The sequence below is a fragment of the Pectobacterium sp. 1950-15 genome (assembly GCF_037136835.1).
GTDB lineage: Bacteria > Pseudomonadota > Gammaproteobacteria > Enterobacterales > Enterobacteriaceae > Pectobacterium.
The window spans coordinates 1-23,654 of the sequence record NZ_JBBBQR010000017.1 but is presented as its reverse complement, the minus strand read 5'-3'; the positions used below and the strand labels follow the sequence as shown (position 1 = coordinate 23,654).

The 23,654-nt window shown below is 52.8% G+C and carries 20 protein-coding genes, 1 tRNA gene and 1 rRNA gene; 15 read left to right on the top strand and 7 right to left on the bottom strand.

What is annotated here, in order from left to right; translation table 11 throughout:
• Positions 1-80 precede the first annotated feature (80 nt).
• Positions 81-665 (bottom strand): hypothetical protein, encoded by a 585-nt coding sequence (locus WCT94_RS17050; protein ID WP_336870558.1) that lies wholly within the window; start codon positions 663-665, stop codon positions 81-83.
• Between the two features lie 657 nt (positions 666-1,322).
• On the opposite strand from WCT94_RS17050, the gene proV reads away from it, so the two are divergent.
• The 3 genes from proV to proX are packed head-to-tail and all read left to right on the top strand — an operon-like array spanning position 1,323 to position 4,818.
• On the top strand, positions 1,323-2,525 hold the full coding sequence (gene proV, locus WCT94_RS17045) for a glycine betaine/L-proline ABC transporter ATP-binding protein ProV (RefSeq protein ID WP_336870556.1): 1,203 nt from the start codon (positions 1,323-1,325) through the stop codon (positions 2,523-2,525).
• Positions 2,518-3,786 (top strand): glycine betaine/L-proline ABC transporter permease ProW, encoded by a 1,269-nt coding sequence (gene proW, locus WCT94_RS17040; RefSeq protein ID WP_336870554.1) that lies wholly within the window; start codon positions 2,518-2,520, stop codon positions 3,784-3,786. Before proV ends, proW begins: the two co-directional genes overlap by 8 nt.
• Positions 3,787-3,813: 27 nt before the next feature.
• Positions 3,814-4,818: a glycine betaine/L-proline ABC transporter substrate-binding protein ProX gene (gene proX, locus WCT94_RS17035; RefSeq protein WP_336870648.1), complete on the top strand. Its 1,005-nt coding sequence runs from the start codon at positions 3,814-3,816 to the stop codon at positions 4,816-4,818.
• 59 nt (positions 4,819-4,877) lie between these two features.
• Here proX and WCT94_RS17030 read toward each other — a convergent pair whose 3' ends face one another.
• The gene (locus WCT94_RS17030; RefSeq protein WP_336870552.1) at positions 4,878-6,038 is read right to left on the bottom strand and encodes a lactonase family protein; all 1,161 of its coding nucleotides are present in this window, start codon (positions 6,036-6,038) and stop codon (positions 4,878-4,880) included.
• 158 nt (positions 6,039-6,196) lie between these two features.
• Here WCT94_RS17030 and WCT94_RS17025 point away from each other — a divergent pair, with 158 nt between their 5' ends.
• The 7 genes from WCT94_RS17025 (at position 6,197) to WCT94_RS16995 (ending at position 13,807) form a co-directional block, all read left to right on the top strand.
• Entirely contained in the window at positions 6,197-7,417 is a 1,221-nt protein-coding gene (locus tag WCT94_RS17025) for an MFS transporter (RefSeq protein WP_336870551.1), read from the top strand.
• 184 nt (positions 7,418-7,601) lie between these two features.
• Complete coding sequence (locus tag WCT94_RS17020) at positions 7,602-8,342, top strand: AzlC family ABC transporter permease (protein ID WP_336870549.1); 741 nt, start codon at positions 7,602-7,604, stop codon at positions 8,340-8,342.
• Complete coding sequence (ygaH, locus tag WCT94_RS17015; protein WP_336870547.1) at positions 8,339-8,668, top strand: L-valine transporter subunit YgaH; 330 nt, start codon at positions 8,339-8,341, stop codon at positions 8,666-8,668. Before WCT94_RS17020 ends, ygaH begins: the two co-directional genes overlap by 4 nt.
• Positions 8,669-8,857: 189 nt before the next feature.
• Positions 8,858-9,373 (top strand): transcriptional repressor MprA, encoded by a 516-nt coding sequence (mprA, locus tag WCT94_RS17010; protein ID WP_336870545.1) that lies wholly within the window; start codon positions 8,858-8,860, stop codon positions 9,371-9,373.
• Positions 9,374-9,686: 313 nt separating this feature from the next.
• Complete coding sequence (gene emrA / locus WCT94_RS17005; RefSeq protein ID WP_336870543.1) at positions 9,687-10,862, top strand: multidrug efflux MFS transporter periplasmic adaptor subunit EmrA; 1,176 nt, start codon at positions 9,687-9,689, stop codon at positions 10,860-10,862.
• Between the two features lie 17 nt (positions 10,863-10,879).
• On the top strand, positions 10,880-12,415 hold the full coding sequence (gene emrB, locus WCT94_RS17000; RefSeq protein ID WP_336870541.1) for a multidrug efflux MFS transporter permease subunit EmrB: 1,536 nt from the start codon (positions 10,880-10,882) through the stop codon (positions 12,413-12,415).
• Positions 12,416-12,622: 207 nt separating this feature from the next.
• Positions 12,623-13,807 carry a NupC/NupG family nucleoside CNT transporter gene (locus WCT94_RS16995; protein ID WP_015841479.1) on the top strand — a complete coding sequence of 395 codons (1,185 nt, stop codon included), beginning with the start codon at positions 12,623-12,625 and terminating at the stop codon, positions 13,805-13,807.
• Positions 13,808-13,989: 182 nt separating this feature from the next.
• Here the strand turns inward: WCT94_RS16995 and WCT94_RS16990 are convergent, their stop codons facing one another.
• Entirely contained in the window at positions 13,990-14,430 is a 441-nt protein-coding gene (locus WCT94_RS16990) for a DUF3574 domain-containing protein (protein ID WP_336870538.1), read from the bottom strand.
• Between the two features lie 69 nt (positions 14,431-14,499).
• Positions 14,500-15,651 carry a tRNA/rRNA methyltransferase gene (locus tag WCT94_RS16985; protein ID WP_319850357.1) on the bottom strand — a complete coding sequence of 384 codons (1,152 nt, stop codon included), beginning with the start codon at positions 15,649-15,651 and terminating at the stop codon, positions 14,500-14,502.
• Between the two features lie 249 nt (positions 15,652-15,900).
• Between WCT94_RS16985 and trxC the strand changes: the two genes are divergently transcribed.
• From trxC to WCT94_RS16960, 5 genes are all read left to right on the top strand, one after another.
• Entirely contained in the window at positions 15,901-16,320 is a 420-nt protein-coding gene (trxC, locus tag WCT94_RS16980; RefSeq protein WP_336870534.1) for a thioredoxin TrxC, read from the top strand.
• Between the two features lie 183 nt (positions 16,321-16,503).
• Positions 16,504-17,217, top strand: coding sequence for a tRNA-uridine aminocarboxypropyltransferase (locus WCT94_RS16975; protein WP_336870647.1), 714 nt, complete (start codon positions 16,504-16,506; stop codon positions 17,215-17,217).
• A gap of 33 nt (positions 17,218-17,250) precedes the next feature.
• Complete coding sequence (locus WCT94_RS16970; protein WP_336870533.1) at positions 17,251-19,899, top strand: bifunctional acetate--CoA ligase family protein/GNAT family N-acetyltransferase; 2,649 nt, start codon at positions 17,251-17,253, stop codon at positions 19,897-19,899.
• 189 nt (positions 19,900-20,088) lie between these two features.
• Positions 20,089-21,444 (top strand): CDP-diacylglycerol--serine O-phosphatidyltransferase, encoded by a 1,356-nt coding sequence (pssA, locus tag WCT94_RS16965; protein ID WP_336870645.1) that lies wholly within the window; start codon positions 20,089-20,091, stop codon positions 21,442-21,444.
• 64 nt (positions 21,445-21,508) lie between these two features.
• Positions 21,509-21,832, top strand: a complete 324-nt coding sequence (locus tag WCT94_RS16960) for a YfiM family lipoprotein (protein WP_336870532.1) — start codon at positions 21,509-21,511, stop codon at positions 21,830-21,832.
• On the opposite strand, the gene WCT94_RS16955 is transcribed toward WCT94_RS16960, so the two are convergent.
• From WCT94_RS16955 to WCT94_RS16945, 3 genes are all read right to left on the bottom strand, one after another.
• A complete protein-coding gene (locus WCT94_RS16955; protein ID WP_336870531.1) occupies positions 21,829-23,109 on the bottom strand; it encodes an MFS transporter in 1,281 nt (426 codons plus the stop codon). The genes WCT94_RS16960 and WCT94_RS16955 overlap by 4 nt on opposite strands.
• A 304-nt stretch (positions 23,110-23,413) precedes the next feature.
• Positions 23,414-23,529 (bottom strand): 5S ribosomal RNA (gene rrf / locus WCT94_RS16950).
• 37 nt (positions 23,530-23,566) lie between these two features.
• Positions 23,567-23,642 (bottom strand) — tRNA-Thr (locus tag WCT94_RS16945).
• Positions 23,643-23,654 lie beyond the last annotated feature (12 nt).

Here is a 23,654-nt window from a genome sequence, read left to right as displayed (position 1 = left end):
AATTAGGAGCATCTGAGGCCAGATAATATTTGCCATCAATAAGCACATATTCACCAGAAGCCAGCTTACGCTTTATCACATCACGCGCTGCCATTTGCAGCTTTTTCCCCAAGGCGAAAAATGCCTGTTCCTGAAGACTTAACGTCGTAATATCGTGTGAGGATGACATAGCTTCTCCTATCTGAACCAAGTCGATTAAATGACTGCATACCAGGGATACGAATGTTAAATCTGCTTTTCCCTGCTAACCCCAGTAAACCATCATATAAATCCGCGAGATCGATTTTCCTTTTCCCTGAAAGGTCGGGAGCTGCGCACCAATAGTAAGCCCCCGATCGGGAAACATTGTAGTGGTCAAAAATCGCTCTGGCAACCGACGTAATCACCTTTAGAATTTGCCCAGAATTGAGCTCAACATGCTGATAAGCTTCCAAACGCTCTTGATTCTCAACTTTATCAAAAGCAACCGTCCAAAGACCCGACTGGGGCATTTGAAAACCAGGGATGTTATGTTTCTCATCAATCCCTTTATTAAGCAATTCGTCCGCTGACTGGAGTTTCTGGAAACCAATGGCATATACCATGCCACCAACGATAAACTGACGCATAAGCAACTCACCATTCCCTGTATAGTCTTCGAAATCATGGTATTCCCAAGTGACCACGTTTAGCTTTTCCTTAGCAGAAATCAGATGAGCAGATAACCAAAATACCTTTCTTGTGACAATGTCCTTATTTCTATTTCTGGTTTTGCTTCGCAATTTTTAAAAACACTCAAAATCCCCACTTACCGATGGTTGTTACTCCCTAAATATGACAGATATATTATTCAGAACACTCCCATTTATTGATGAGAATTAACACTCTCATTTCACCCATTATATCTTTGCTATACTGTATAAAATACCGACAGATAGCATAAGTAAAAAATGTACTTACGTCGGTCTATTTTGGTGTCTATAAGCCAAAAATTGTGACTTATTTATCATATTATTCCATTAGTGAAATTCACTATAAATCTCGGTTTATTCATAATCAGAAAAGGTTATATCACCCGCGAATAAACCACGTAAAAACCAACAGATAACGTACTGTTATAAAAAGAATTACCCTTCAAAACGAAAAACATAAAAATCACGTAAATCATGAAGATAAGACAGCAATAATAGCGTTGCCGATATCACTAATATTGTCCTGACGAGAAACCTTGCAAAGGCAATAAAGGGTTGTCTCAGAATCTGAGTATGGTAGGGTAGATTATGTTTAATCATTATCAGGGCTACGTTATAGAATTATAAACGACACAGGAAAACAATAATTTCATGGCAATTAAACTTGAAGTAAAGAATCTTTATAAGATATTTGGCGAGCACCCAGACAGAGCATTTAAACTGATTGATAAAGGCCTGAGCAAAGATCAGGTATTTGAAAAAACAGGGCTTACTGTCGGGGTAAAAGATGCCAGTCTGGCCATTGAAGAAGGCGAGATATTTGTCATCATGGGATTATCCGGTTCCGGCAAATCCACCATGGTACGCCTTCTCAATCGTCTGATAGAACCCACTCGGGGTCAGGTGCTGATCGACGGTGAGGATATTTCCCAGATATCCGATACCGCGCTGCGCGACGTGCGCCGCAAGAAGATCAGTATGGTGTTCCAGTCCTTTGCGCTAATGCCACACCTGAACATTCTCAGCAATACCGCGTTTGGTATGGAACTCGCTGGCGTGCCGAAAGCGGAACGTGAGCAAAAAGCGCTGGATGCGTTGCAGCAGGTCGGCCTCGAAGCCTACGCCGCGTCTTACCCGGATGAGTTATCCGGCGGGATGCGGCAGCGTGTCGGTCTGGCTCGCGCCCTGGCGAACGACCCCGATATCCTGCTGATGGATGAGGCGTTCTCCGCACTCGATCCGCTGATCCGTACTGAAATGCAGGATGAGCTGATCAAACTCCAGTCACGTCATCAACGCACTATCGTCTTTATCTCGCACGATCTGGATGAAGCGATGCGCATCGGTGACCGGATTGCCATCATGCACGGCGGTGAAGTGATTCAGGTCGGTACGCCCGATGAGATCCTGAATAACCCGGCCAATGACTATGTGCGCACCTTTTTCCGCGGTGTCGATATCAGCCACGTGTTTAGCGCCAAAGATATCGCCCGTCGTCGCCCGGTCACCCTAATCCGTAAAACACCCGGCGTAGGCCCACGTTCTGCGCTGAAAATCCTTCAGGACGAAGACCGTGATTACGGCTATGTGCTGGAAGGCGGAAAACGCTTCATTGGCGTCGTGTCGATTGATTCACTGAAGCAGGCGCTGAAAGAACAGCAGCCGCTGGAACAGGCGTTACTGCCCGAACCTGCTCCCGTGCCCGCAGATATGTCACTCAACGAGCTGATTTCTCAGGTCGCACAGGCTCCTTGTGCCGTTCCTGTCGTCGGCGAAAACCATGAGTACATTGGCATCATTTCCAAAGGAATGTTGCTACAGGCACTGGATAAGGAAGGAGTGACCCATGAGTAAATCAACATCCAGCCCGTGGGACAACACCACGGCACAATCTCACCCGGCTGACCAGAGCGCAGCGCCTGAGCAGGCCAATGGCGCGCAGCAGAACGATCCGTGGGCAACCAGCACACAGAACGCGCCTGCCGATTCAGCTCCAGCCCAACACAGCGCGACGCCAGACGGCGCACCGCAGAGCGATCCCTGGTCCACCGGCGCGCCCGCACAGAATGCACCGACTAACGGCAGTGATGCCTGGAGCAGCGCGCCAGCGCCTGATGGTTCCGCCGATGCCGCCCATCAGGCTGCCCAGTCCGGCAGTGACTGGTTAAACAGTGCGGCTCCCGCGACACCCGAGCATTTCAACCTGCTCGATCCGTTTAAAGACACGCTGATCCCACTGGACAGCTGGGTTACTCACGGTATCGACTGGGTTGTGCTGCACTTCAGACCGGTTTTTCAGGGCGTTCGTGTCCCGGTCGATTTTATTCTGAGCGGCTTCCAGCAGTTTCTGCTGGGGATGCCGGCCCCCATTGCCATTCTGGTGTTTTCACTGCTTGCCTGGCAGATGTCCAGCCTCGGAATGGGTGTCGCCACGCTGCTGTCATTGATCGCCATCGGTGCGATTGGTGCCTGGTCACAGGCCATGATCACCTTAGCGCTGGTGCTGACCGCGCTGTTCTTCTGCGTGCTCATCGGGCTCCCCATGGGGATCTGGCTGGCGCGTAGCGAACGGGCCGCGAAGTTTATCCGGCCGCTATTGGATGCCATGCAGACCACGCCCGCGTTCGTCTATCTGGTGCCTATCGTCATGCTGTTCGGTATCGGGAACGTGCCGGGTGTCGTGGTGACGATTATCTTTGCCCTGCCGCCGATTATTCGCTTAACGATTCTGGGTATTCGTCAGGTGCCGGCCGATTTGATTGAAGCCGCAGAATCATTCGGCGCCAGTCCGCGCCAGATGTTGTTTAAGGTTCAGCTCCCGCTGGCTATGCCGACCATCATGGCCGGGGTTAACCAGACGCTGATGCTGGCACTGTCGATGGTGGTTATCGCCTCGATGATCGCCGTGGGCGGTCTGGGTCAGATGGTACTGCGCGGTATTGGTCGTCTGGATATGGGTCTGGCTGCCGTCGGCGGCGTCGGGATTGTTATTCTGGCGATTATTCTTGACCGCCTGACTCAATCTCTGGGACGCGATCGCCGCAGCAAAGGCAACAAGAGCTGGTACGCCAGCGGCCCGATTGGCCTGCTGACCCGTCCTTTCATCAAGCAGTAACGCACGATAAAAACAGAGGGAATCATGATGCGTAACACCACACTTTGGGCTGCCGCCCTGACGACCACACTGTTGAGCACGCAAGTTTACGCCGCTGACACTGCACAACCTGGGAAAGGCATTTCCGTTATTCCGGTGCAAAGCACTATTTCCGAGGAAACGTTCCAGACGCTGCTAGTCAGTCGCGCGTTGGAAAAGCTGGGCTATGACGTGCAACCCCCGCGTGAAGTGGACTACAACGTGGCCTACACTTCAATCGCCTCCGGCGATGCGACATTTATTGCCGTGAACTGGGATCCGCTACACGCCGACCAATATAAAGCCGCAGGCGGGGACGCGAAGTTCTACCGTCAGGGTGAATATGTCTCCGGTGCTGCTCAGGGTTACCTGATCGATAAGAAAACGGCTGAAAAATACAAAATTACCAATATTGCGCAGTTAAAAGATCCGAAAATCGCCAAGCTGTTTGATACCAACGGCGACGGCAAAGCCGACCTGACGGGCTGTACGCCAGGCTGGGGATGTGAAGCGGCCATCAATCACCACCTTCCCGCCTATGGCTTAACCAACACGGTAGAGCATAACCAAGGTAACTATGCGGCGATGATCGCCGACACCATCACCCGTTATAAGGAAGGTAAGCCGATTCTGTACTACACCTGGACGCCGTACTGGGTGAGTGATGTGCTGGTGCCGGGACGGGACGTGGTCTGGTTGCAGGTGCCTTTCTCTTCCCAACCGGGAGAAATGAAGGGCATCAGCACCAAACTGCCCAACGGGGCTGACTACGGCTTCCCGGTTAACAACATGAGAATTGCCGCGAATAAGGCATGGGCAGAGAAAAACCCGGCGGCGGCGAAGCTATTCGCCATCATGAAATTGCCGATTGCCGACGTGAATGCGCAGAACCTGCGTATGCATGAAGGCCAGGGTTCACAGCAGGATATCGAACGTCATGTTGATGGCTGGATCAAAGTCCACCAGCAGCTGTTTGATGGCTGGGTGAAAACCGCCGCTGACGCCGCGAAATAATCACCGGTAGACGAGCGCCCCTTTCGCGAAAAGGGGCGTTTTTCATTGATGGGAGATAATTACGGCAGGTTAACGATTTCGACCCAGTTCGCGCCTTTTCCGGTCGGATATTGCCCGACTCGTACTAAATCTCCGTTATCCTGATTGATGCGATACACCGACAGCGACGTCGATTTTTCACCGCTGGCAATCAGGAATGTCCCGCTCGGATCGATCTGCATACCGCGCGGCTGGGTTTCCGTCGGGTAGCGCGTAATGTATTTCAACTGGCCGGTTTTCGGCTCTACCCGCAGCAGCGTAATCGTGCTTTTAGTGCGTTCAGATACGTACAGGAATTTTCCATTTGGCGTCAGACGTAAATCGGCGCTCCATATCTGCGGCCGACTGTCGGTGCTATTTTTATCCGGCGTCATCGTTCCCGCTCGCATTCCTGCATCGGCCGGAATAGTGTCGGTATAATCCAGTAACGTAAGCTGCCCCGTCTTTTCATCCAGTGCCAGACGCGCAACTTTGCCAGACAGTTCATTACTCACATAGAGCGTTTTATTATCTGGCGATAACACCAGATGGCGCGGCCCGTTACCTTCAGGCAGTTTAATTTCCGCTGGTTCATTCGGCGTCAACGTGCCCGTCTTCGCATCAAACCGGAACTGTACGATTTGATCGCTGCCCAGATTGCTGGCAAAGACGAATTTATTTTTGTGGTCGGCAATAATGCTATGTGCCTTTTCCCCCGTTGGCACCACCGTGACCACGCTCGCGTTCACCTTGCCATCGTTATCAATGCCGTTAACCGCGACTTTATTACCGCCGTACGAGGCGCTGAACAGCCACTTGCCCGTGAAATCCGTCGAGAGGTAAGCCATGCTGTCCGGCAGTTCCGCTTTACCTAACGGGCTTAGCGCCCCGCTTTTAGGATTGATTTTATAACTCACTGCCGAGTAAGGAATGCCGCGCGTGGCCGCATAGAGGAACGATTTATCCGGGCTAACGGCCATCGGCATCACTTTCGCCCCTGCGGCCACTTTCCCGGTAGCGGTCAATTCGCCGCTTTGGGTATTGAGCGTGTAGGCGTCGATTGCGCCGTCAGTGGCCGCAGAGACGTAGACGGCAGTTACCGCCTGTGCCCCCATCGACCACAGCGCGGCGGCTGGGAAAAGTGCACATCCCATTAATACCGCGACGCTTTTTTTCTTAAACACCCGATAATGTTTAAACATACTGTCCCCTGTCGATAGTCGTATAACGTTGGCGATAAGCTAAATCAATCTCATTAAAAACAAAACAAACTTAAGAAGCGTAAAGATATTCTGGTATCTCATTAGGCTCTGCCGGATACTATAGCCTCTGCTTTTAACATCATATTAACGTTTACACTATGTCTCTTCCGCAACACGCTGTATCACCCCAGCCGCAACCGGGGCTCAGTCTATCTTTGACTCTGATTATGTCTGTCGCGACCGGCCTCGCCGTCGCCAGTAACTATTATGCTCAGCCGCTGCTGGAAACCATTGCCAGAGTGTTTGAGCTTTCCGTCAATCAGGCGGGGTTCATTGTCACCGCCGCACAGTTGGGTTACGCCGTCGGCCTGCTGTTTTTGGTTCCGCTGGGGGACATGTTTGAACGCCGAACGCTGATCGTCGGCATGACGTTACTCGCCGCAGGCGGAATGCTGCTCACCGCCTCCGCGCCCACGCTCTGGATCATGATTGCCGGTACGGCGTTAACCGGGCTGTTCTCCGTTGTCGCCCAGTTGCTGGTACCTCTCGCCGCGACGCTGGCGACGCCAGAAACGCGCGGTAAAGTGGTCGGCACGATTATGAGTGGCCTTCTGCTGGGGATTCTACTGGCGCGCACCGTCGCGGGTGCGCTGGCTTCACTCGGCGACTGGCGCACCGTGTACTGGGTTGCCAGCACGCTGATGGTTATCATGGCGCTGATTCTGTGGCGGGCATTGCCGCGCATTCCTCAGCAAAGCACGCTGAACTACCCACAGTTGCTGATCTCAATCTTCCGCCTGTTCTCCACTACCCCGCTGCTGCGCACGCGCGCTATTCTGGGCTGTCTGTCCTTTGCCAATTTCAGCATTCTGTGGACGTCGATGGCATTCCTGCTGGCTTCACCGCCCTACGGTTACTCCGAAGGCGTTATCGGCCTGTTCGGGCTGGTTGGCGCAGCGGGCGCACTAGCGGCCTCCCGCGCCGGGCGTCTGGTCGATCAGGGTAAAGCCAAGCCGACCACCAGCGTGGGGATTATCCTGCTTTTGCTTTCATGGGGCTTTATCGCGCTCGGTATTCAGTCCGTGGCGGCGCTGCTCATTGGTATTATCGTGCTGGATCTGGCGGTTCAGGGCGTGCACGTAACCAATCAAAGCGTAATCTACCGAATGATGCCCGAAGCACGTAATCGCCTGACGGCTGGCTATATGACCAGCTACTTCATCGGCGGCGCATTGGGCTCACTTCTCTCTGCCTCGGCTTACCAGCAATGGGGCTGGCTGGGCGTCTGTGCCGCAGGCGGCATTATCAGCCTGTTGAACCTGCTGGTGTGGTGGCGCAGCCATCATCACGAGACACAGGAAGCCATGGCGGCGCTGTAGCCCTTCTCATTGCTCACTCTCCCGGTCGAAACCTTCTCATTCCAGAAAGTTTCCTCCGGGAAAGTTCCGCCCGAGACCATTACACCAAAAATCATCACGTCCGTTTCGCAATAGCGTGAAATTCCGGTAACGCTTTGCTAGTGTTATCGATTAATTTCCTTTAAGTACAAAAAATATCAGGCCAGTGAAGACATTAACCACACCCGCATCATCGGTACCGACAAAATCTGCGTCTTTTCGCGAAGGCGTCTTTGACAGTCTGCCGATAGTTATCGGCTACATGCCTGTGGCATTCGCGTTTGGCATGAACGCCGTCAAGTTAGGATTTACGCCGCTGGAAGGCATTTTTCTCTCCTGCATCATTTACGCTGGCGCCAGTCAGTTCGTCATCACCGCCCTTCTCAGCGCAGGCATGTCCATCTGGGTGGCGGCCTTGACCGTCATGGCGATGGATGTCCGCCATGTACTGTACGGGCCTGCGTTACGGCATCGCATTGCACAACGGCTGCCAACCCGAAAGACTGCGCTCTGGGCGTTCGGCCTGACGGACGAAGTCTTTGCCGCCGCCGCGACCCGGCTGGCGAAAGATAACCGACGCTGGTCAGAAAACTGGATGATGGGCGTATCACTACTCGCCTGGCTCTCATGGGTGCTCGGCACGGTGATCGGCGCCGTATTCGGCAACGGCCCATTGGATGGCTACCCGGCTGTCGAAGCCGCGCTGTCTTTCATGTTACCCGCGCTTTTCCTGAGCTTTTTACTCGCCTCTTTCAAGCGCAAACAAAGTCTGGTCGTGGCCTGCGCGCTAGGCGGCGCGCTACTGGGATTACTGCTTTCCTCCATTCCAGCCGCAATACTGCTCGGCATTCTCAGCGGCTGTCTGGCGTCGCTGGTTAACCACGGTACGTCACAGGTGAACACATGAGTACGGAAGTCATTCTTATCGGACTGATTGTGGGGTTGGTGAACTACCTCTTCCGCTATCTGCCTCTCCGGCTGAGCGCTTCGCGCGCTTCCGGCTCACTGCAGCGCGGTAAAAAAGCACTGATACTGGACAGCATCGGCATTGCCTCTATCTGTGCGCTGCTGATCGTTTCCAGCGTACCGGATATTCTCGCGCATCACGAAAAACTGCTGCCAACGCTGGTAGGCTTTATTACGTTGACGGCCTGTTTTTATAAAACCCGCAGTATCGTCTTATCGACATTACTGGGAGCACTTTGCTACGGAATTGCTTTTAAGCTGCTTTGAATCCGCAGCCTGGATTATCAAATAAGATTTTGATTTAAATAAAGTAAACGGTGAATTATTTCCACATCATGCGATTCTCCGCTTACTTTCTGTCACAGAAATAAGCACAATTTCCCACCTGAATGCCGTTTACCCATTTAGTAACATTAGTTACTATGCATACCGTGATTAATGAGGTTTATATAAAAAATGGACAGTTCATTCACTCCTATAGAACAAATGCTCGACCTACGTGCTTCACGTAAACCCGGATTTCCACGTCAGGAAGTTTTGCTACTACGTCTATTCATGCACGTTCAGGGCAAAATTTTGGAACACAGAAACAGAATGCTGAAAGATCAGGGAATCAACGAAACCCTCTTCATGGCATTGCTGACGCTGGAATCTCAGGAATCTTACAGTATTCAACCTTCCGAGCTCAGCGCCGCACTGGGATCTTCACGTACGAATGCAACGCGCATCGCTGACGATCTGGAGAAAAGAGGCTGGATAGAGCGACGTGAAAGCAACAGCGATAGACGCTGCCTGCACCTGCACCTGACGGAAGAAGGGAAAGCGTTTCTCGGTCAACTGCTTCCACCACAGCACAGCAGCCTGCATGTACTTTGTTCATCCCTTGAATCCGGCGAGCAAAAGCAGCTCGAAACCCTGATGAGAAAACTTCTGGTCCGGCTCGATGAAATGGACGATCTCGATAACCTATAACGTCGATAGCCAATAGCATCGACAGTCAATAGCAACAGAAAAACAACAACAAAGAATCATAGTCGGCACCTTTTTCACCCGGAATGACCCGATGCGTATGTATCGGGCAGGTGGGTTTTGCTGCGAAAAATACGCATGACCAGCCCGCAGTCGCAACATGCGACCTGGCAAAACGGCAATCTCACGCTCCGGGCGCGGCGATCTGAAAGCTCCCCCGAAGCTGCACAGCAAGATGAATTCATTGCGACTATCGCCAGGTTGCACAGTCTGGTGCACTAGCCGATACAAAGAGAATAAAAAGAGAGAGAACAGCATGAGTGAAAGTGTGGAAAATCAGGTGCCGCAGACGCCCAAAAGAAACAAGAAACAGCAGCGTAAACGTGTGTTATCGCTGTTGACGTTTATTTGCGTCGTGCTGGGCTGCGCCTGGCTGGTTTACTGGTTCCTGGTACTCAGACACCACCAAAGCACCGACGATGCCTACGTCGCAGGTAATCAGATTCAGATCATGGCGCAGGTCAGCGGCAGCGTCACCCATGTTAACGTCGACAATACCGATTTTGTTAAGCAGGGACAGGTATTGGTGGAGCTTGATCCTACCGATGCTCAGCAGACATTTGAACGTGCGAAAACCGGTCTGGCCAACAGCGTGCGCCAGACGCATCAGCTGATTATTAACAGCAAGCAGTACCAGGCCAATATTGAACTGCGCCAAACCGAGTTGAACAAGGCGCAAAGCGACTTGAGCCGCCGGGAAGCATTGGGCAGCGCCAATGCCATCGGGCGTGAAGAAGTGCAGCATGCTCGTGATGCCGTCGCGACCGCCAAAGCCGCGCTGGAAGTCGCCAGACAGCAATATCAGGCGAATCAGGCAATGATTCTGGATACGCCGCTTGAGAAGCAGCCTGCCATACAACAAGCCTCGGTAGAAATGCGCGATGCCTGGCTGGCGTTGCAGCGTACCAAAATCGTCAGCCCGATCGACGGCTATGTCTCACGCCGCAGCGTGCAGATTGGTGCGCGTATCTCTTCAACGTCAGCGCTGATGGCCGTCGTTCCCGCCAATCACCTGTGGGTCGATGCTAACTTCAAAGAGACGCAGTTAGCCAATATGCGTATCGGTCAACCCGCTACCGTCGTCGCGGATATCTACGGTGATGATGTGGTGTATCAGGGAAAAGTGGTCGGCCTCGATATGGGAACCGGTAGCGCGTTCTCGCTGCTGCCCGCCCAGAACGCCACCGGCAACTGGATCAAAGTCGTTCAGCGTCTGCCCGTCCGTATTGAACTCGATCCACAGCAGGTCGCCGAACATCCGTTGCGTATCGGCCTGTCCGCGCTGGTTAATGTCGATACGGCCAATACCGAAGGCAGCGCGCTATCAGAAACCTCACGCACCACGCCAGCTTACCAAAGCGATGCGCTGACGCTGGATCTCACCCCAGTTAACCAGGATATCAGCGCCATTATTCAGGCGAACGCCGGTTAATCGGGCAGGAGAGAAACGTGCAGAGAGAACCGCTTAAAGGTGCCAGTCTGGCCTGGATGACCGTTGCTCTGTCGCTGGCAACGTTTATGCAGGTGCTGGATTCCACCATCGCCAACGTCGCTATTCCGACCATCGCCGGTAATCTGGGTGCGTCTAACTCGCAGGGAACATGGGTCATCACCTCGTTCGGGGTCGCTAACGCCATCTCCATCCCTATCACCGGCTGGCTGGCCAAACGGTTTGGTGAAGTCCGCCTGTTTCTGTGGTCAACGGCGCTCTTCGCCCTGACGTCCTGGCTGTGTGGGGTATCCACCAGCCTGGAAATGCTGATTTTCGCCCGCGTGTTGCAGGGGATTGTCGCCGGGCCGCTGATCCCGCTGTCACAGAGTCTGTTGCTCAGCAACTATCCCCCCGCGAAACGCAGCATCGCCTTGGCGTTGTGGTCAATGACCGTGGTCGTCGCACCGATCTGTGGCCCGATTCTGGGCGGCTGGATTAGCGACAACTATCACTGGGGCTGGATATTCTTCATCAACGTTCCGCTGGGCATCGCCGTGGTGTTTATTGCCATGCAAACGCTGCGCGGGCGAGAAACCAAAACCGAGATCAAGCCCATCGATACTATCGGGCTGGCGCTGTTGATCGTCGGCATCGGTAGCCTGCAGATGATGCTTGACCGCGGGAAAGAGCTGGACTGGTTTAACTCGACGGAAATCATCACCCTGACCGTGGTGGCCGTGGTCGCGATAGCGTTCCTGATTGTCTGGGAACTCACGGACGATCACCCGGTGGTGGATTTGTCGCTGTTTAAATCGCGCAACTTCACCATTGGCTGTCTGTGTATCAGCCTCGCCTACATGTTCTACTTTGGGGCGATCGTACTCTTGCCGCAGCTGTTGCAGGAGGTGTATGGCTATACCGCCACCTGGGCTGGGCTGGCATCTGCACCCGTTGGGCTGATGCCGGTGGTGCTGTCGCCGATTATCGGTCGCTTCGCACCGCGTCTGGACATGCGCAAGCTCGTGACGTTCAGCTTTATTATGTATGCCGTCTGCTTCTATTGGCGTGCTTACACCTTCGAGCCGGGCATGGATTTCGGTGCCTCGGCCTGGCCGCAGTTCGTTCAGGGGTTTGCCGTGGCCTGCTTCTTCATGCCTCTGACCACCATCACGCTGTCTGGGCTTCCGCCGGAGCGGCTGGCGGCAGCGTCGAGCCTGTCGAACTTTGCCCGAACGCTGGCGGGATCGATCGGAACATCAATAACCACCACGCTCTGGACACAGCGCGAATCGCTGCACCATGCGCACCTGACGGAATCAATCACGCCGTATAACCCGATCGCGCAGGAAACGTACCAGCAGCTTCAGGCGATGGGAATGAACCAAACACAGGCCTCGGCCTACATCGCAGAACAGATCACCGCACAGGGGCTGATTATCTCCGCCAACGAGATTTTCTGGGCCGCCGCAGCCGTATTCCTGATACTGCTGGTGCTGGTCTGGTTCGCTAAACCGCCCTTTACTACCGGCGGTGGCGGTGGTGGCGCGCACTAGCACTTCGCAAACGGTCTTTCCCCTTCCGCCAGCAGCAGGCAGAAGGGGAACCTTCTTTTACCCTCCCCCTTCCCTGATTAATCAGGCGCCTCCCGCCACACTCCTGATAGCGCTGTAGCGAATAACGATTTACAGATTCGGGATAAACATATTTTCACATTCCGATTACAATGCGCCTCTTTTTATTCGGGGAATGGTGGTTCTGCTATGTCACAGGTTTTACATTTCATTTTGGCAACGGCGGCAATTTTTTTGCTGGCGTTACTCGTCAGCCACGACAGAAAGCGTATTCGACTGCGCTTTATTGTGCAGTTGCTGGTCATTGAGGTTTTGCTGGCCTATTTCCTTTTGCATTCCAGCATTGGGCTTAACGCGATTAGTTCCTTTGCCGGTTTGTTTGAAAAGCTCTTATCTTTCGCCAATCAAGGCACCGACTTTGTGTTTGGCGGCATGAACGCACAAGGGCTTTCTTTTATCTTCCTCAATGTGCTCTGCCCTATCGTCTTTATTTCCGCACTGATCGGTATTTTGCAGCACTGGCGAATTTTACCTTTGATTATCAAAGGGATTGGTACGTTGTTGTCCAAGGTCAACGGGATGGGGAAACTGGAGTCGTTTAACGCCGTGAGTACGCTGATGCTCGGGCAGTCGGAGAACTTTATCGTCTATAAAGGCATCATCGCTGACATGTCGCCACGGCGGATGTACACGATGGCCGCGACGGCGATGTCGACCGTTTCTATGTCGATCATCAGCGCCTACATGACCATGCTGGACGCCAAATACGTCGTTGCGGCGCTGATTCTGAATATGTTCAGCACCTTTATCGTTCTGTCGATCATCAACCCTTACCAGCCTGACGACGAACCAGAACTGAAGCTGGAAAAGCTGCACGAAGACCAAAGCTTCTTTGAAATGCTGGGAGAATACATTCTTGCCGGTTTTAAAGTGGCGATGATTATTATGGCAATGCTGATCGGCTTCGTAGCCTTGATTGCTGCCGTGAACGCGCTGTTCAGCACCGTCTTCGGCGTTAGCTTCCAGGCGATCATGGGCTATGTCTTTTCACCGCTGGCCTGGCTGATCGGCATTCCCTCTTCCGATATCCTGAACGCGGGCAGCATCATGGCTACCAAGCTGGTGGCGAATGAATTCGTTGCCATGATTGAACTGAAGAAGATCGCGGCAGAGATGTCACCACGCGGACTGGGCATTTTGTCCGTATTCCTGATCTCTTTCGCCAACTTCGCGTCAATTGGCATTATCGCGGGCGCCATCAAAGGGCTGAATGAAGCACAGGGCAACGTGGTATCGCGCTTCGGCCTGAAGCTGGTTTATGGCTCTACGCTGGTGAGTTTACTGTCTGCGGCAGTGGCAGGACTGGTGCTATAGTCCTTTATCATAAATAGATGGGTTAAAAACCATCATACTAATGACAGAGTCACATATTAGGGGAAACACGGGGATGAGGTTCCCGCAGGGATGCCTCACCTCGTGGTAGCCCCGAGTATCTCGATCTCATCGCGATGATTTTTGACAATATCATCGGCCCCTGAAAAGGGGCTGATTCAGGATCAGAATGCGACGCAGACGGGCGCATCAATCCGCATGACGGATTCCTGCGCGAAACGTGATTTGTAGGTGGTGCGCAGCGCTTCAATATCGCGCTCTTTATCAGCGCCATGAATCAACATCAGCGCCTTGCTGTTCTCCCGAGCAACCACTCCATCGTTCCCCAGCCATTGGCCTTTGGCATCGAACACCGTTAACCCTTCGTTAAAGCGCGGCGTCACCTCACCGTCCAGAAACGCTTTCCACTCAGCCTCGGAAATCACCGGGCCAGCAGGACGATTCAAACCAAAATAAAGCGTGGTCTGTACCTGCTTGTCGCCAATCTGACACGCCTCAGTAGCCGGTGCAGCGGCAACAGCAGTGGATGAACGCGGTAGCGAACTGCAACCGCTTGCCAGTAGTGCGCCCAACAGCAACGATACCGCGATAACTTTCTGCTTCATTACTCGTTCTCTCATCCATGGTTATGCTTTCTCAGGGAGAGAATTCCCCCTGAGAGCCGACGCGCACTATCAAGCCTGATTCTGTCGCCACCACTCGGACAGCAAAATGCCCGTTGCGACCGAAATATTCAGACTTTCAACCTTACCAGTACCGCCGATAGAGACTTTTACATCCCCTTGTTGCCAGGCGCTATCTGACAGGCCATCCCCTTCCTGGCCTAGCACGATCACGGTTTTCGCCGGAAGCGTCGCTTGCGACAATGCCGTGCCTTTATGGCTCGACGTGGTCACGATGGTGTAGCCAGCGCGGCGGAATTCTGCCAGCACGGACAGGAAATCGTCAGCGTTAATCGCCTTAACGTGTTCCGCCCCACCTTCCGCCGTACGCACGGCCGCGCCGGATTCCAGCAGCGCTGCATCCTGCACCAGAATACCTTTCACGCCGAAATGCGCGCAGCTGCGCATAATGCCGCCGAGGTTGTGCGGGTTACCCACATCTTCCAGCGCCAGTACACAGTCGTGCTCACCCGCCGTTTTCAGGTACTCACGCACATCCATTCCCTGACGCTTTTTAATCAGGAAGCAGACGCCGCCGTGGTGTTCAGTACCGGAAGCCTTAATCAGCTCTTCCTCTTCCACAACGTGGTAAGCCTTGCGGTTTGCCGCCATCCAACGCAGTGCATCGCGGAAACGCGGCGTCACTTCTTGCAGGAACCAGGCACGAACAATCACTTCAGAACGGTTTTTAAACAGCGCCTGACAGGCGTTTTCGCCGTAAACCCGAGTTTCTTCCTGACGCTGGCGACGCAGTTGCTCAGGATCGATCTGGCTTTTGCCCGTAATACCGCCGTGATCCGGCGTTTCGCTGTCGCCCGGCGCACGAGACACGGTTTTCCACGGGGATTCATAACCGCCCGTCTCTTCACCGCGCGGACGCCGAGGACGATCGCCACTGCGTTCGTTACGATCTTTATTGCCCCACGGCGTTTTCGCATTGCTATCGCCGTCGCGGGACGGATTTTCACGGGCATAGCGCGGGTTAACGTCGCGCGGATGCTTCGGCTTTTCACGCTGATCCCGTGAGCCGCCGCCATCACGTCGATCGCCACGGCGATCTTTGTCAGCAGGGCGCTTGTTTTTATTCTCTTTCTCGCCCTCATCATCACTGCGGACGTACATCACACGGACTTTGCCGCTTTTACTATTGAATGAATCGCTCATTGTTTTCTCCACCTACGCGCTGGGCGCGAAGATTACCTTATGTACACCCGCTTAGCCACACGCTTGTGGTAAAAGAGCGCTAACAGTCAGAAGCTATTGTAGCTATTGGGCAAACCACGTTGTTGCCATAATGTCTCCCCACCATAATTTATTCACGCTTAAGCAACATGCCGTTGACTTTCTAATGCCGCATTACGCGCATTTTATCAGCGACATCTTTATTTTAGCCCTTTTATCTGAGGCCCTGTTATGAATACGGTATGTGGATCTTGCCAAACAACCAATCGCCTGCCAGAAGAGCGTGTTGATGACCATGCAAAATGTGGTCGTTGCGGAGAAACCTTATTCAGCGGTGACGTCATCAATGCCACAGAGGCAACGCTCGATAAACTGTTGCAGGACGATCTTCCCGTCGTGGTCGACTTCTGGGCACCCTGGTGCGGCCCCTGCGTCAACTTCGCCCCCGTGTTTGAAAACGTCGCGCAGGAGCGTAATGGGAAAATCCGCTTTATTAAGGTCAATACCGAAGCCGAACCAGCACTCAGCGCACGTTTCCGCATCCGCAGCATTCCAACCCTTATGATCTTCAAACAGGGCCAGATGGTCGATATCCTCAACGGCGCATTGCCAAAAGCACCGTTTGAGAGCTGGCTGGACGAATCGCTGTAGAGAATTGGGATAGGATCGTGAGGCATTATTGCCTCCTCCTCTTTTGGTCAACTCGCCTGTCGATTAGAATGTCGCCTTTCTGAACCTGCTTCCTAAGCATTAAAACGAAGCAGGTTCGTTGCAGAATCTCATGGCGTCACCTATTTCATGATCAACCATCCTTTAATGGTCAACCGTCCTACCATGGACAATGCCGTACTCCGCCTGCGCCAGCAGCGTCTTGAGCAGTCAACCAAGCCGTTCCGCGCCCGTGGCTGCCGCGTCGTACGCTGCCAGCAGTGCTTGCTGCCCGCAACCAACTGTCTGTGCCACACCATTCAGGCGCAGCAATCCCGTAGCCGCTTCTGCCTGGTGATGTTTGATACCGAACCGCTAAAACCGAGCAATACCGGACGCCTCATCGCCGATATCCTGCCAGAGACACAGGCGTTTCTCTGGTCACGTACCGATCCCGATCCTCAGTTGCTTGCGGCTCTGCAAGATCCGGATGTTCAGCCCTATCTGGTTTTCCTTGCCGATGCGGCAGAAGAAGGACGTCAGGTATTTCAGCAGTTCCCCGCAACGGAAAAGCCCGCCCTGTTTGTCTTGCTTGATGGCACCTGGCCGGAAGCGCGCAAGATGTTCCGCAAAAGCCCCTATCTGGACAATCTGCCAATCCTGTCGCTGAATGTAGAGGCACTTTCCCGCTATCAACTGCGTGAAGCCAGCTGCGCAGGACAACACTGCACCGCCGAGATTGCCATCGCTCTGCTCGCTCAGGCAGGCGATACGGCCGCGGCTGACGCGCTATCGCAGCATTTCGACCGTTTTCGGCGACACTATCTGGCAGGGAAATCGCACCACAGCGTGCAGGAAAATTTACCCCTCGTCACAGCACAACCGGCAGAAAGCGTTTAGTATCAAAGGGGATTGATGTGTAAGGAGTGACGCATGAGCCAACGTGGATTGGAAGCACTGTTACGCCCTAAGTCTATCGCCGTTCTCGGCGCATCCGAAAAACCGGGACGAGCCGGTTTCCTGATGATGAAAAACCTGCTGGACGGCCATTTCAGCGGCCCTGTGCTGCCAGTTACGCCGAAATATCGTGCCGTTTGCGGCGTGCTCGCCTATCCGACGGTCGCCAGCTTGCCGATGACGCCCGACCTTGCCGTGATTTGCACCAACGCCAGCCGTAATCTGACGCTGTTAGAGGATCTGGGGCAAAAAGGCTGTAAAACCGCCATCATTCTCTCCGCGCCACCAGCCCAGTTCAGCGAATTAAAAGCCTGCGCCGTGCGCTACCACATGCGCTTGCTTGGCCCCAACAGCCTCGGATTGCTTGCGCCCTGGCAAGGCCTGAATGCCAGTTTCTCCCCAGTCCCGATTATGAAAGGCAAACTGGCATTTATCTCGCAGTCGGCCGCCGTGTCCAACACCATTCTGGACTGGGCGCAGCAGCGCGGTATTGGCTTTTCCTATTTTATCGCCTTGGGCGACAGCCTGGATATTGATGTCGACGACCTGTTAGATTTTCTGGCACGTGATGGCAAAACCAGTGCGATTCTGCTGCATCTGGAACACATCAGCGATGCACGCCGTTTTCTTTCCGCCTCCCGTAGTGCCTCCCGAAATAAACCGATACTGGTGATAAAGAGCGGGCGCAGCCAGCAGGCACAGCAACTGCTGAACGATCAGCGCCACGGCCTGGATGCCGCCTACGATGCAGCCATTCAACGTGCAGGTTTACTGCGGGTACGGGATACGCACGAGCTTTTTTCTGCGGTGGAAACCTTAAGCCACCTGCGACCACTGCGCGGCGAGCGCTTGATGCTGGTGAGCAACGGTGCGTCGCCGGCCGCACAGGCGCTGGATCAGCTTCTTAGCCGACAGGGCAAGCTCGCACAGCTTAGCGATGCGACTCGACACGCGCTACAGGATGCGTTACCGCAGACCGTCACTATCGGTAATCCGCTCGACCTGCGGGATGATGCGACGGCCGCCCGCTATCTGGCCGCAGTTTCTGTCTTGCTGGACAGCGACGACGTCGATGCACTCTTGATCATTCACGCCCCCAGCGCCGCCGCTCCTAGTACCGATTGCGCGGCGCAGTTGATTGCGCTCTTTCAACAACATCCGCGTGGGAAGAGAATTACGCTACTGACCAACTGGTGTGGCGAATTCTCCTCGCAGGAGGCGCGGCGTTTGTTTAATGACGCCGGCATCCCAACCTATCGCACGCCAGAAGGTGCGGTAACAGCATTTATGCATATTGTCGAATATCGGCGTAATCAGAAACAGTTAAAGGAAACGCCAGCGCTACCGCAGGATTTAGGCATCAACGCCAGTCAGGCACATGCGCTGATTCATCAGGCACTGTCCGATGGTGTCACTCAGCTCGATACGCATGAAGTTCAACCCATCCTGCAAGCCTATGGTTTGAATACCTTACCCACCTGGATTGCTGGCGACAGTGCAGAAGCCGTCCACATTGCCGAGCAGATTGGCTATCCGGTCGCGATTAAACTGAGATCGCCAGATATTCCGCATAAGTCGGAAGTTCAGGGTGTCATGCTATACCTGCGAACTGCCAGAGAGGTACAGCAAGCGGCAGACGCCATTCTCGACCGGGTAAAACGCACCTACCCGCAGGCACGCATTTACGGCCTGCTGGTACAGAGCATGGCAAATCGCGCCGGTGCGCAGGAACTCAGAATTGCCGTCGAGCAGGATCCCGTTTTCGGCCCGCTGATTATGCTAGGAGAAGGTGGCGTTGAGTGGCGAGAAAAGCAGGCCGCCGTCGCACTGCCTCCACTGAATATGACGCTGGCGCGCTATCTGGTGCTACAAGCGGTGAAAGGTGGCAAGATTCGCGAATACAGCGCGTTGCGTCCGCTGGATATTCCCGCGCTCAGCCGCTTGCTGGTTCAGGTTTCCAACCTGATTCTCGACTGCCCTGAAATTTCCCGACTAGACATTCATCCCCTGCTGGCATCTGGGGATGCGTTTACGCTGCTGGATGTTACGCTACATCTGGCGCCGTTCAGTGGCGACCCCCAGTCAAGGCTGTCAATCCGCCCCTATCCCCATGAGCTAGAAGAAACCGTCATCCTCAAAAATGGTGACCATTGCCTGTTCAGACCGATTTTGCCGGAAGACGAACCGCTGCTCAGTTCGTTCATCGCAAGGGTGACGAAAGAAGACCTGTATTACCGTTATTTCAGCGAAATTAATGAATTTACTCACGAAGACTTAGCCAATATGACGCAAATTGACTACGATCGTGAGATGGCATTCGTTGCCGTACGCCAGCTCGGTGAGGAAACAGAGATCATTGGCGTGACGCGCGCGATTTCCGATCCGGATAATACGGATGCGGAATTTGCCGTGCTGGTACGATCCGATCTAAAAGGGCTGGGCCTTGGCAGACGGTTGCTGGAAAAGCTGATTGATTACACTCGGGCGCACGGTCTTTCCCGCTTAACCGGCATCACCATGCCGCATAATCAAGGCATGATCCAGCTGTCCAAAAAGCTCGGTTTTCACATCGACGTACAATTAGAAGAGGGTATTGTGACGCTGGAGTTGCCGCTGAAAGACTGATCGCACGACGTGACATGGCTCTTGCAACGGGAATTGTTATAGCAAAACAGGGTCACAACAGCCGGAAAGTAATGGTATTATCGCCCATTCGGCTACTCCTTAACTTTTGATAATGACCAGAAGGTCATATACCCTAGTGCAGCTCGAAGTATGGTGGGTATAAACTGATGAGAGAAGAAACGCACTGTGATGCTGTCAAATTTTAAACGCAATAAATACCAACAGCACCTTGCACAACTGCCCAGAATCCCTCAGAACGCAGACGATGTTCAGACGTTGCATTCGCCTGAGCTTTTCCGCACGACGCTGATTAACGCCATTTTGAGTGCTAAAAAGCGCATCTATATCGTGGCGTTGTATCTTGAACGTGATGACGGCGGCATGGGGATTCTGTCCGCAATTTATGAAGCCAAACGGCAGTGTCCAGAACTGGATGTCCGCGTTCTGGTAGACTGGCATCGTGCTCAGCGTGGCAGGATCGGCGCAGCGGCAGAGAATACCAATGCCGATTGGTATTGCGATATGGCGAAAAAACATCCAGACACGCATTTCCCTATCTATGGTATTCCCGTCAATACACGCGAAGCCTTGGGCGTGCTGCATCTGAAAGGGTTCATTGTCGATGACACCGTCATCTATAGTGGAGCCAGCCTGAATGATGTTTATCTGCATCAGCATCAGAAGTACCGCTATGACCGCTATCAGCTGATTCATAATCCGGTGTTGGCTGATACGATGGTGCAATACATCCAGACAATGCTGTCAGCCCCGGCAGTGCAGCGGTTGGATCATACCGATCGCCCGAAGAGCCTGGAAATCAAAAATGATATCAAACAGTTCCGCCAAACGTTGCGTACCGCTAGCTATCGGGCTCCGGAACACAGCGCGGATGCGAACGAATTAACCGTCACGCCGCTGGTCGGGTTAGGAAAACAAAGCCCGCTGAATAAGACCATACATCATCTGATGTATTGCGCCGACGAGCATCTGGTCATCTGTACCCCGTATTTCAACCTGCCCGCGCTGCTGGTCAGAAACATCATCCGGCTATTACGGGACGGCAAGAAAGTAGAAATTATTATTGGCGATAAGACCGCTAACGATTTCTATATTCCAGAAGATCAGCCTTTTAAGATCATCGGTGCGTTGCCGTATCTCTATGAGATCAACCTGCGTCGCTTCCTGAGTCGTTTGGAGCGCTACATTGAGAATCAACAGCTTGTTGTTAGGCTGTGGAAAGACGGCGACAACAGCTTCCACCTCAAAGGCATGTGGATCGATGACAAATGGCAACTGCTGACGGGGAACAACCTTAACCCCCGCGCATGGCGTCTGGATCTGGAAAACGCCATCCTGATTCACGATCCTCAGCAGGTTCTATTGCAGCAACGTCTGGACGAGCTGGATAAAATCAGGACGCACACCCACATCGTAAAAAGCTATATGGAACTGGAGAGCATCGCGCAATACCCAGTGAAAGTCCGTAAGCTAATACGACGCCTGCGCCGTATTCGTATCGATCGGCTCATCAGTCGCATTCTCTAAGACTCACGCTATACTTTGAAAAACCTCGGCTTCCGGGGTTTTTTATTATCTATGGGGAAGCTCTATGCGCTTACTGTGCATCGCCGCAATAATGTGCTGCTCTGGATGTAGCCACATCGCGCAAGATCGCTGGACAGGCCAGGATAAAGCCCAACATTTTCTCGCCTCAGCCGCCATCAGCGCCGCCGGATATGAATATGGCACGCATCAGCGCTGGAGTTCAGATCGTAGCGGCGGATTCGGCATTATGTTGTCAATCAGCCTCGGCATGGCAAAAGAGCTTTACGACAGTCGGGAAGGCGGAACAGGATGGAGCTGGCAGGATCTCGTTTGGGATGTAGCCGGTGCAACCACCGGCTATGCGCTATGGCAATTATCTGAACACTAAAGCTTCATCCCTCTGCCTTTACGATGCAGCGTTAATGACACAATAAATGCAATCGCCCCCATCGCCGAGACATACCAGAAGAACGTCGTTTCCATGCCAAAGGATTTCAGCGAAAGCGCCACATACTCCGCCGAACCACCAAACAAGGCATTAGCCACGGCATAAGATAAGCCAACGCCTAACGCACGGACTTCAGGCGGGAACATTTCCGCTTTTAAAATACCGCTGATGGACGTGTAGAAACTGACAATAATCAGTGAAAGCATCACCAACGAGAAGGCAATAACAGGGCTCGTCACACTTTGTAGGATTGTCAGAATAGGCACCGTCAGCAGTGCCGCAAGTCCGCCGAAACAGAGCATTGAGCTACGACGGCCAATCTTATCCGACAATGCACCAAAGAACGGCTGCAGCAGCATAAAGATAAATAGTGCGAGGGTCATTAACCCGCTCGCGGTTTTCGCATGCATTCCTGCCGTATTCACCAAATACTTTTGCATGTAAGTGGTAAACGTATAAAAGGCTAAGGAACCACCGGCTGTAAAACCCAGTACGGTAATAAAGGCGCGACGATGTTTCCACAACCCCGCAAGCGAACCGGCATCTTTATGTTCGCGAGTTGTTTTATCAGACGTTTCATTCAGAGAGCGGCGTAAATAAAGCGCAACAATCGCCAAAATAGCACCGAGAGCAAAAGGAATACGCCATCCCCAGGCATGCAAATCTTCATCACTCAGAATCTGCTGCAATATCACAACAACTAACAGTGCCAGCAGTTGTCCGCCAATCAGCGTGACATATTGAAAAGAAGCATAAAATCCCTTTCTTCCTTCAACGGCAACCTCACTCATATATGTTGCACTGGTACCGTATTCTCCACCGACGGAAAGTCCCTGAAATAAGCGGGCTAATAACAATAAAAAGGGGGCCCAGGTGCCAATAGTTTCATATCCCGGCAAACATGCAATAACCAGAGATCCAAAACACATCATGCAAACCGAAATGAGCATTGAATTTTTACGACCATGCTTGTCAGCAATGTAACCGAAAAGCCAACCGCCAATCGGTCTCATTAAAAAGCCTGCTGCAAAAACCCCTGCTGTTTGTAGTAATTGAGTGGTGGTATTTCCCGAAGGGAAAAAGATATGGGCGAAATAGATTGAGCAAAAGGAATACACATAAAAATCAAACCACTCAACCAAATTACCCGATGAAGCGCCAACTATAGCCCGGATACGCTGGCGCGTATCTTTCGCATTTTCCGTTAGATCAGTCATCCTATTTTATTCTCCTGTTTTTCCGGGCATAAAACGATGCCCGCTATAGTAAAGCAGCACTTAAACCCTGAGGCAAAAAGTTCCTGATTGTAATAATTTATTAATGTAACAACACGGGCAGTGCTTTTAATTATCCTTAAATGAAACCGGGATAAATAAAGCAGATATAAACAAAACGTTATTATGAGGAGAGTTAATAAGAAGATAAGCAGAGTCTATTCAAGTAAAAGGAAAGGGCTAATATCCTGAAATAGAAATAAACAAAAGGCCATCCTGTTAAGGATGGCCTTTTGTCTTAATTGAAACCTGGCAGTTCCCTACTCTCACATGGGGAAACCCCACACTACCATCGGCGCTACGGCGTTTCACTTCTGAGTTCGGCATGGGGTCAGGTGGGACCACCGCGCTATCGCCGCCAGGTAAATTCTTTTTTAAGCCGAACATTAACCCAAATAACTGGTGCTGATACCCAGAGTCGAACTGGGGACCTCACCCTTACCAAGGGTGCGCTCTACCAACTGAGCCATATCAGCGCACCTGTGTAA

Excerpts from the sequence above, each read along its gene's own strand:
- proV (WP_336870556.1), top strand. The coding sequence starts at position 1,323 with ATGGCAATTAAACTTGAAGTAAAGAATCTTTATAAGATATTTGGCGAG.
- proW (WP_336870554.1), top strand. The coding sequence starts at position 2,518 with ATGAGTAAATCAACATCCAGCCCGTGGGACAACACCACGGCACAATCT.
- proX (WP_336870648.1), top strand. The coding sequence starts at position 3,814 with ATGCGTAACACCACACTTTGGGCTGCCGCCCTGACGACCACACTGTTG.
- WCT94_RS17030 (WP_336870552.1), bottom strand. The coding sequence starts at position 6,038 with ATGTTTAAACATTATCGGGTGTTTAAGAAAAAAAGCGTCGCGGTATTA.
- WCT94_RS17025 (WP_336870551.1), top strand. The coding sequence starts at position 6,197 with ATGTCTCTTCCGCAACACGCTGTATCACCCCAGCCGCAACCGGGGCTC.
- ygaH (WP_336870547.1), top strand. The coding sequence starts at position 8,339 with ATGAGTACGGAAGTCATTCTTATCGGACTGATTGTGGGGTTGGTGAAC.
- mprA (WP_336870545.1), top strand. The coding sequence starts at position 8,858 with ATGGACAGTTCATTCACTCCTATAGAACAAATGCTCGACCTACGTGCT.
- emrA (WP_336870543.1), top strand. The coding sequence starts at position 9,687 with ATGAGTGAAAGTGTGGAAAATCAGGTGCCGCAGACGCCCAAAAGAAAC.
- WCT94_RS16995 (WP_015841479.1), top strand. The coding sequence starts at position 12,623 with ATGTCACAGGTTTTACATTTCATTTTGGCAACGGCGGCAATTTTTTTG.
- WCT94_RS16990 (WP_336870538.1), bottom strand. The coding sequence starts at position 14,430 with ATGAAGCAGAAAGTTATCGCGGTATCGTTGCTGTTGGGCGCACTACTG.
- WCT94_RS16985 (WP_319850357.1), bottom strand. The coding sequence starts at position 15,651 with ATGAGCGATTCATTCAATAGTAAAAGCGGCAAAGTCCGTGTGATGTAC.
- trxC (WP_336870534.1), top strand. The coding sequence starts at position 15,901 with ATGAATACGGTATGTGGATCTTGCCAAACAACCAATCGCCTGCCAGAA.
- WCT94_RS16975 (WP_336870647.1), top strand. The coding sequence starts at position 16,504 with ATGGACAATGCCGTACTCCGCCTGCGCCAGCAGCGTCTTGAGCAGTCA.
- WCT94_RS16970 (WP_336870533.1), top strand. The coding sequence starts at position 17,251 with ATGAGCCAACGTGGATTGGAAGCACTGTTACGCCCTAAGTCTATCGCC.
- pssA (WP_336870645.1), top strand. The coding sequence starts at position 20,089 with ATGCTGTCAAATTTTAAACGCAATAAATACCAACAGCACCTTGCACAA.
- WCT94_RS16960 (WP_336870532.1), top strand. The coding sequence starts at position 21,509 with ATGCGCTTACTGTGCATCGCCGCAATAATGTGCTGCTCTGGATGTAGC.
- WCT94_RS16955 (WP_336870531.1), bottom strand. The coding sequence starts at position 23,109 with ATGACTGATCTAACGGAAAATGCGAAAGATACGCGCCAGCGTATCCGG.